Genomic DNA, 8,928 nt, shown 5'->3' with positions numbered 1-8,928 from the left:
TAATTATGGTAAGTCATACCGTGATTGGTATAAGGGAGAAGCTAATAATTAGCCGCAACTTTGTATTACTGACAACGGATAATAGGAAGCAATTTGAAAAATCAAGATGAAAATTATACAAGGATGAGAAAAAGAAGTTGGATTGCGCAAATCGTGATGTTGATATGTACGTTATCTATATCCTGCACAGCAGCGAAGGAAAATATCAATCAAAATGGGCAAGCAAGCATAAATCCAGAACGAACATTGATTGTTTATTTGTCTCGAACCAATAATACAAAGGCAGTCGCTAATATTATCCAGAAAAATATCGCTGGTACGTTGGTGGCACTGGAATTGGAAACCCCATATCCCGAACATTATCAAACCATGGTAGATCAAGTAGCAGAAGAAAATAGCAGAGGTTATTTGCCACCGCTTGAAACAAATATTGACAACATGGGAAAATACGATGTTGTGTTTATCGGTTTTCCAACTTGGGGAATGCAGCTGCCCCCGCCCATGAAAAGCTTCTTAAGCCAATACGATTTAAGTGGTAAAACAATAGTGCCCTTTAATACCAACGCAGGTTACGGCATAGGTAGCAGCTTCGAAACTGTTAAGCAGCTTTGCCCAAACAGTACTGTATTAGACGGATTCTCGACAAAGGGCGGTGTAGAACGTGACGGCGTATTGTATGTGATGAAGGGCGATAAAGAAAAGCAAGTACAGGCAGAAGTAATAAAATGGTTGCAGAAAATTAAATTCGCGCTATAACCAGATATCCTCTCTAAGCCCATTAGCTTATACGCCCTTTAGCTTACCATTAATCAGCTGCTATCAATCGGGTGGCTAGCTCGTATGACAATGCAGCGTTTAAAATCAGGAACCACCATGTAAGACGGTTGCTAGGTTTTCCTATCAAATTTCCCCCGAAGAAATTAGAAATTTGCTCCTGTAGTTTTTCAGCGGCTAATCTTGAATTGCCGAGAAGAATGTCGTCTTTTAATTCGATAATAAACTTGGCAATAGGAATTTTGTTAAACAATTGCGTGATACCCGACTGTAAAAAGACGGGTACAGCCTGATAGTGGGTATAGACTAATCGGCTCCAATTAAGCATATTGTTCAATTGACCCTCCTCGATCGTCTTTTGGCCACTGAAAAGTTCCGTTACTTGCCTGACAATAGCTTGACTGATCGAGATGCGCTCCTCCAGCGTAGCTTCATACACTTTCCAGATGAGCAGCGCAATTACATACCGATAGGTAAGAAAGCAGGCTAAGGCAGTAAAACAAAAGCTGATAAAGAGCATAAATAAAACCACGTAGAAATTTGTCCAGGTATAGTCGATACTTAAAAAACGTACTAATGTGTAAATAATAACAATAGTATTCGTAATACCGTAGGCAAATAGTACAAGAAGAATAATTTTGAGCCCGCTAACACCCATATCCTTCGCGAATTTTAGGATAGTTTTGAGGGATGGGTTTCTGGATTTTTTCAAATGACTGTTTTCCTCTTTGCTAAGAATTTCCGAGGTTTCACCGACTGGTATAAAAGTTGGCGTTATTCCTTTGTTATGCATTTTTTTCATTTATAGCGTATTTTTTGATTGCCCGAATGTCACCAATACTTTCTCTCAATGTCAAAAATAACTAGAATGATTATACTTTTAAAAAAAATAAATTTATTAAAAGAAATTATTCTTGCGGATAATTTAAAAATGGAGTGTCTTAGCAATAAGTCATATCGATAGATGTGAGAGCTTGTAAAATGCTATAAACTACCGAAGTCATCATGCGGCATAAGATTACAGGATATTTTTTTATATTGTATAGGATTAGGCTGTCCTATCAGTGCCGACCTGTCTCAATCATCTGGATAATGAAGTCCGGGAGAAATCTAAGGCTATGATAAAATATATTATTTCAAGTTTTGTATTTACCATGATTACCTGCAGCACCTTTGCAGAAAGCAGACTAAAACTCGCTGTTGCCGGGCTCAGTCATGGGCACGTCGACTGGATCTTCAACAGAAAAGACAAGCATGATGTGCAACTGGTTGGGATTTATGAAACCAATATTGCATTGATTGATCGCTATGCGAAGCAATATGGTATTGATAAAGCGATGTTTTTTACCGATTTGGAAAAGATGTTAGAGCAGGTCAAGCCCGATGCGGTCTCCGCTTTCGGTGCCGTCAATGAGCATGTATCCGTGGTTCGCGCATGTGCGCCAAGGAAAATTCATGTGATGGTCGAGAAGCCATTAGCGAGCTCATTGGCGGATGCCATAGAAATAGAGAAGCTCGCAAACAAGCATGAAATTCATGTGCTGACAAATTTCGAAACATCCTGGTATGAAAGCAACCAGCAGGCTAAAAGTTTGTTGGAATCTGGTCGGTTAGGTGATATTCGGAAAGTAATGGTGAATGATGGACATCAGGGGCCGAAAGAGATAGGAGTGAGCAAAGAATTTTTTGAAATACTGACAGATCCAGAGAAAAATGGTGCTGGCGCGCTGATTGATTTTGGCTGTTACGGAGCCAACCTGATGACATGGCTGATGGCTGGCGAAAAGCCGCTTTCCGTTACCGCAGTAACGCATCAAAATAAGCCAGCTATTTATAAGCAGGTTGATGATGAAGCAACGATCATCTTGCAATACCCAGGCGTGCAATGTGTCATCCAAGCTTCTTGGAATTGGCCTTTCTCCCGTAAAGATATGGAGATTTACGGCACGAAGGGTTATGCCGTCGCGGCTGATGCGACCACGCTCCTGTCTCGTTTGGAAAACCAAAATACCGTGGATACCGAGAAACTTGCGCAACGGGCAGCACCTTTCGACGATCCTTTTTCGGTATTAGCGGCGGTCGTAAAAGGAAAAGTAATGTTGGACCAATTTGATTGCTATGGATTGCCTGTCAATGTCATTACCGTTGCGATTTTAGATGCCGCTCTGAAATCTGCTGCTGAGCACAAAACAATTTATTTGAACCAATAAACGCCATCAATAGATAGCCCTTAAATGCTAACCTGTAGGGACGAGAAAAACCAATCTGCATTTTTAAAAATGTAAGATTGATTTTCCTCTTTACTTATCGCAGTAACCTTTTTTAGAGAACCACGTGTTTTTTAAGCTACATACAAATTACCAGGTTCTGTCCTGCATGATTTCATCCAACTGTTTTTCTGTCAATTTAACATCTGTTGGATTTTCTTGGAGCCATTTCAAAAATGATGATTTAATTTCGGCGCTCCATTGGTTATCGATTTGACCACTGTTGTAGGTTCCTTTCTTAATCATTTCAAAACCAAACTTATCGCGCAGCAAAATGAATTCGGCTCGGGTGACAACATGCTCTACCAAGTGCGCAGGGATAAACAGCACCCCTTCGCGCTGTGCCAATACCATATCGCCTGGCAAAACAATAGCTTCTCCGATGCGAGCAGGGCCATTGAGCCCCATCAACGTAGACTCTTCCAAGTAAGAAGGGTGGTAATCACGCACAAATGCATTGAATCCCTTTATCTCCATCAGCCCCTCCAGATCTCGCACGGAAGCATCGAAGACAACACCATTCCCCGTTTTGTTGTAAATAGCGTTACCCAGCGTTTGCCCGATCAATGTTCCCCCGGCAATCTTGCCAAAACCGTCGGCCACATACACATCTCCGATGGACAGTACTTCGATAGGCCAGGTATTGCTATTCCCCTGTCTACCATTCGCGTGTCCACGTGTTAAGATGTGTTGATCGACATCGGGGCGGCTTGGCATAAATGTAGCCGTTACCGCACGGCCAACAATGGGCTTATCTGTATGCAGCGGCTTCCAGCCTCCAACAAATTGGTTGTTGTATCCCTTGTTTTTCAAGATAGTCCAGGCATCATCGAGCCCAATAGCGCGCGCACGATTTATCCAATCATCAGCGATTTTCGGCCGTCCATCCTCGAAGCGATCACCAGTCCAGGATGAGGTCAAAAATGTCAACTCTACTTTGGGCAAGGTTTGCGCCCCCACATTGTGGGGCGCCATTTGCCAGCCTACGCACACCATCGCGCATAATAGTGCTTTCGAAAACCTATACATAGGCGATACAGTCCATTTCCACCAACGAATCCCCCGGTACGCCGCCGTAAGTGGCTACCGTCGTCCTAACGGGAGGTTTTTTGCCAAACCTGCCACGGTATGCTTCGTTCATTTTGTCATAGTCCGCCAGATCGGCCAGATAAACATTAACTTTCAATACCTTCTCCATGGATGAGCCGGCACTTTTCAGTTCCTTTTCCAATTCATCTAACACATGCTTAGTATGTGCCGCAACATCTCCTTTAAAATGAGCGCCTTTCCCCGCCACAAATACCAAATTGCCTTGTTTGGTATGTCCGGAAAATAGCGGAATCTCTTGATCGGTAGTAATATTTCCAACCTGTTTTTCTGGAGTCCCCATCTGGGCTTCTGCTTTTGCTAAAAAGCTCATGCCGAAGATTCCCGTTGCCGAAGCAGCGATCTTTTTAAGTAAGGAGCGACGTCCGTTTGTTGTAGTTTTCATATACATTAATTTAAATTGTTATACTTTTTTGAATAGTTTCCGCGGCCTGTCCGCGAGGCTTCCGCCCGATAAGTAATGTCAGCATGGTTGCCGCCAGTAAACTCAAAGCCATAAAAAGATAGGAGCTGCCAAATCCTTGCGTGTAGGCATTCAAAATGCCCACCAGGTAGGCACCTCCGAAAGACCCAAGCGCACCCATGCTATTGATCAAGCCAATGGCGCCGCCTGAAACATTGCGTGGCAAAACTTCAGTCACCAGGGCGAAGAAAGGACCATATGGTGTATACATGGCTGCACCGGCTATGGATAGTAAAATGTAGGACACCCAAAAGTTCGAGGAGCCGATCAAGTAAGACAGAAAAAAAGCTAGTGCACCTACCAGCAGGAATGGCCAGATAAAGCCTTTCCGGTTGCTTCCTTTGTCCGCATAGACCGACGCAACGAGCATCCCCGCAATAGCAAATACATAGGGTACAGCAGACAGCCAGCCGGTTGTCACCATACTAATATTCGGCGCCGATTTGATGATGCTGGGTAGCCACATGACAAAGCCATAAACGCCCACATTCCACAGCAGGTATTGCGCGCAAAGCAAAATAACGCTATGCGAGCGGAAAGCTTGTCCATAGTTCGTGATGGGTTTGATAGCCGTTTGTTCTTCGTGCAAGGCTTTTTCTAGATCACGTTTCTCATTATCGCTCAGCCAGTTGGCGGCGGCTGGTTTTTCGTCTACTAATCGCCACCAACAAAAAGCCCAAAGGATTCCGGGTAGTCCCTGGATAATAAACATCCAACGCCACCCCAGTGAATCTATGAGATAGCCAGATGCTACCGACATCCAAAGTACCGTTGCGGGGTTGCCGAGTATAAGAAAAGTGTTTGCCCGCGAACGCTCACGCTGAGTAAACCAGTTGCTTAATAGGATCAGCATAGCTGGCATAACTGCGCTTTCCACCACACCTAGCAAAAAGCGTATCGCAATAAGACTATACGTTTCTTTCACCATCCCCGTGGCGGCCGCCAGACCGCCCCACAGTATCAACGACCAAAAGATCAGCTTCTTTGCTCGCTGTTTGGACGCGTAATAAGCACCCGGAATTTGAAAAAAGAAATAACCCAAAAAGAACAGCGAGCTCAATAGCGAGGATAGCGCAGGCGTGATACCGATGTCTTCGGCCATGCCTCCAGCGGCGGCAAAACCAAAATTTGCACGATCCAGATAAGCTAAACTGTACGTGATAAACGCGACCGGCAATAGCCGGTACCAACGTTTTGCCGATAGTGTGTTTGTGTTCCTCATACCATTACAGTTTTACGGCTTGCCTAGCCAGTAAGCGTACCTGTCCATCTTCCTTATACCATACCAAGAGCACATGTAAGTTCACATCCCCAGGGGCTTTGCCCTCATCAGCACTGCGTCCGGTCAATGTATGGCGTACAATAGCAGCGCGATCCGTCAATTCGATAGCTACATCCGAAAATTCCAACTGTTCAAACTTAAACCGACCAGAAGTTAGCGATGCGATGAAGCTATCTCGATTTTCAATCATCCCCGAGGAGTGTCCGTAAGACAACGAAGGAGCCGTTAATGAAAGAAGCCGTTCTTCCTGAGATGATAGCAAGTTTTGTCGCAATTCTTCCAGCGCGTTAGTCACTTCCGAGGAGGTTATTTGTCCGGTATTGGACGCCGTTGTTTCGTCGTGCTCGGTACAGCCCTGTTGCAAAAGGACAGTTAGCAAAAAAAGATATATGTTCTTTTTCATAGTCTTCCAGTTTGATAAGGCAGGTTAATGTTCACGCATTGTCTTCCGTCTGATGTTTTCCTCACGCAGGTATTTCCGAAAATCTACATTCAATGGATTTGCAAGCCCATTGTAGTCGTAGACAATGCTGCCGCCCCGCACAGTTACCTGGCACTCCAGGCGCTTTTTTGATGTAATGCGGTGCCCGATGTAATCGAATAGTCCGAAGTTACCCTCGCGGATACCTAGCACTGCGATATCCGCTACAGCGCCTACGGATAAATTGCCTAGCTCTTCGCGTTTGATAAGTTGAGCAGGTTGCCAGGTTGATGCTTCTATTACCGCTTGCAGGCTCATGCCCATCGCCATAAACTTGTCCATCACGGTCAACATATCTTTCATAGATCCGTTCATGCTACCGATATGAATATCGGTACTGATTGCGTCGGGATAAAAACCCTCACGTATAGCAGGAATGGCCTGTGAAAAAGCGAAGCTGATGCCGCCATAGCCCACATCGAATTTTATTCCTCGTTTGCGCGCCTCGTAGACGAAAGGCTTTACCTTTTCCGTCTGCATGTCCACAAGGTATTCGCGGGCGCCCAGTTGGGCAAAAGCGTGCGTAAAGATATCGCCCGGCTGTAGCTTTTCCATGAAGAGCTCCCGGATGGGGAGGGGGGGCGTACTTCCGCCGAAGTCGATCATCGTGGGAAGGCCACCCGCCAGTTTGCCCGCTTCTACAGCTCTTTCCACAGGCGTCCAGTCGTAGCCCTCATAGTGCGCAACTTTAAAACCGACGATATGCTCTGGATATTGTCGAGCAGTTAACGCAGACATCTTAGCGTCCATGTCCGCCGTATTTTGTTCGTAGGGTCCACCACGCATTCCTTGGCCCACAATATTTAGAAAAGCCAGTACCCTCGTTTTAGATAAATCTATGGTTTGCTTTTTAAAATCAGGGAAAGATGTCCATCCCGAGCTTCCAGCATCAACCACCGTCGTAATGCCGTTGCGAAAGGTAAAGCCATCTGGCGGAAAAGCGCTAGGACCATTCATGTAGTTTTGGTCAAGTTTCGTTCCCCAAAAATGGTGCGTGTGGATGTCGATAAGTCCGGGAACTACATACAACCCGCGGGCATCAACCACCTGCACGGCTTGAGCCGTATCGATGTTTTTGGCCAGACGGGCAATAGTGCCATCACTCACCGCAACATCCATAACCTCGTCAACCTTGTTTTTCGGATCGATCACATGTCCGCCTTTAATGATGAGGTCATACTCCTGTGCGAGAAGCGTATTTGTTGATGCAAATACGGAAAATATCCACATCAGCGATGCTATTTTTATTGAATAATGCATGATGTACTTTTTAAGATTTACGCTTTTGCTTTTTGCAGTTCCTCGCTCAGTCTCTCCGCGACAATATCTTCTTCGCCAGGTTTCATCATCCATACTGTAAGCGATACCGAATTGCTCTTAACTTCACCCAGCTCGATGGATGGTGTTCCTTTTCGCAGTTGCTCGGCGATCGCTTCACCGGATAATTTAAAAGCATCAGCTTTCCAAGAGATCTCCAGATTAGGCGTTACATTGCCGAGTTTAGGCACGAATACAAGGGTTTGAATACCGGGGAGCTTCTCTATACGCTTCGCTATTTTAGCTGTGCGTGCCTCCCAATTTTTCCACGTGGCGTCATGATCTTGATTAACAAATTTTTCAAGTGCGACATACATCCCCAATACTTCCTCTTTATTCACTTTCATGCCGCGACCGATGTTGAAGCCGCGGGGTGGCATACTGAGACGCGCCGCATCAATAATTGCTTTTCGCCCCATTAAGATTCCCGCGCTCTGTGGCCCGCGCATAGCTTTTCCGCCAGAGATACAAACCAAGTCGAAACCCATATCGTTGAAGCGCCAAAGGTTTGACACGGGCGGTACATCCGCTGCGATATCGATCATCGTCGGTATGTTGTGCGCCTTTCCTATTCTGACGAACTCTTCGTGCCCAATTTGACCCTTATCAGCCTCAATATTTAAGAAAAATAAAAGTGCGGTCTTGTCGTTTATAGCATTTTTCAGTTCCGCAGCACTTTCTACCATGATCATCTTGCAGCCGGTGTTGGTTAAAGCTTTATTGTAAACGATATCATGGGATTTTTGGCAGATCACTTCAGATTTCATGCCCGTGCCTTCCAAGTGGGGGAGCTGGCGAACCTTGTGCTCGTCCATTCCGGTCAATACTCCGGCTAGGCCCAACGTCAACGCAGAGAAGGCGCCTGATGTAACTACTGCCGCCTCGGAGTGAACCATTTTTGCAATGCGCTCGCCCACCTTATCCTGAACCTCGTCTAGCATACAAAATGCTTGCGCGCCATCTTGTATAGCGTCCAAGACTTCCTGATGCATCAATGAACCTGTCATGGCCGTTATGGTGCCACGGGCGTTGATAAATGTGCGGATGCCCAGTTCTTTGAATAAATTGCGTGATGCTGCTGTAACAGCTTTTTTATCTATAGCGTGCGCCAGTTGTTTCGGTCCTAATACTCCGCCCATAAGGGAAGCAGCCGATACTAACTTTAAAACGTCTCTTCTTTGCATGTCTTTATTAGTTTTATTGTACTTATGAAAATGAAGCCCGCTGCGGCGAATTG

General features: G+C 45.3%; 9 protein-coding genes. 2 read left to right on the top strand and 7 right to left on the bottom strand.

The genetic code is table 11. The annotated features are described in order from the left end of the window. The first annotated feature begins 123 nt into the window (after positions 1 to 123). On the top strand, positions 124 to 756 hold the full coding sequence (locus DI53_RS05575) for a flavodoxin (protein ID WP_037496452.1): 633 nt from the start codon (positions 124 to 126) through the stop codon (positions 754 to 756). A 49-nt stretch (positions 757 to 805) separates the two neighbouring features. On the opposite strand, the gene DI53_RS05570 is transcribed toward DI53_RS05575, so the two are convergent. Further along, positions 806 to 1,576 (bottom strand): hypothetical protein, encoded by a 771-nt coding sequence (locus DI53_RS05570; RefSeq protein ID WP_037496431.1) that lies wholly within the window; start codon positions 1,574 to 1,576, stop codon positions 806 to 808. Between the two features lie 316 nt (positions 1,577 to 1,892). Between DI53_RS05570 and DI53_RS05565 the strand changes: the two genes are divergently transcribed. After that, positions 1,893 to 2,984, top strand: coding sequence for a Gfo/Idh/MocA family protein (locus DI53_RS05565; RefSeq protein ID WP_037496450.1), 1,092 nt, complete (start codon positions 1,893 to 1,895; stop codon positions 2,982 to 2,984). 147 nt (positions 2,985 to 3,131) lie between these two features. Here the strand turns inward: DI53_RS05565 and DI53_RS05560 are convergent, their stop codons facing one another. From DI53_RS05560 to DI53_RS05535, 6 genes are read right to left on the bottom strand one after another with little or no spacing between them, the layout of a single operon-like run. Further along, a complete protein-coding gene (locus DI53_RS05560; RefSeq protein ID WP_081939392.1) occupies positions 3,132 to 4,070 on the bottom strand; it encodes an RraA family protein in 939 nt (312 codons plus the stop codon). Continuing rightward, a complete protein-coding gene (locus tag DI53_RS05555; protein WP_037496445.1) occupies positions 4,063 to 4,533 on the bottom strand; it encodes a RidA family protein in 471 nt (156 codons plus the stop codon). The genes DI53_RS05560 and DI53_RS05555 overlap by 8 nt, the downstream gene beginning before the upstream one ends. A 10-nt stretch (positions 4,534 to 4,543) precedes the next feature. Next, positions 4,544 to 5,833 (bottom strand): MFS transporter, encoded by a 1,290-nt coding sequence (locus DI53_RS05550; RefSeq protein WP_037496428.1) that lies wholly within the window; start codon positions 5,831 to 5,833, stop codon positions 4,544 to 4,546. Positions 5,834 to 5,837: 4 nt separating this feature from the next. Further along, positions 5,838 to 6,296 (bottom strand): nuclear transport factor 2 family protein, encoded by a 459-nt coding sequence (locus DI53_RS05545; protein ID WP_037496426.1) that lies wholly within the window; start codon positions 6,294 to 6,296, stop codon positions 5,838 to 5,840. A 24-nt stretch (positions 6,297 to 6,320) separates the two neighbouring features. After that, positions 6,321 to 7,634 carry an amidohydrolase/deacetylase family metallohydrolase gene (locus tag DI53_RS05540; protein ID WP_206537998.1) on the bottom strand — a complete coding sequence of 438 codons (1,314 nt, stop codon included), beginning with the start codon at positions 7,632 to 7,634 and terminating at the stop codon, positions 6,321 to 6,323. 17 nt (positions 7,635 to 7,651) lie between these two features. Next, positions 7,652 to 8,875: an aminotransferase class V-fold PLP-dependent enzyme gene (locus DI53_RS05535; RefSeq protein WP_037496423.1), complete on the bottom strand. Its 1,224-nt coding sequence runs from the start codon at positions 8,873 to 8,875 to the stop codon at positions 7,652 to 7,654. Positions 8,876 to 8,928 lie beyond the last annotated feature (53 nt).

The organism is Sphingobacterium deserti (assembly GCF_000757725.1).
Lineage (GTDB): Bacteria > Bacteroidota > Bacteroidia > Sphingobacteriales > Sphingobacteriaceae > Sphingobacterium > Sphingobacterium deserti.
This window is presented reverse-complemented; position numbering and strand designations above follow the sequence as displayed.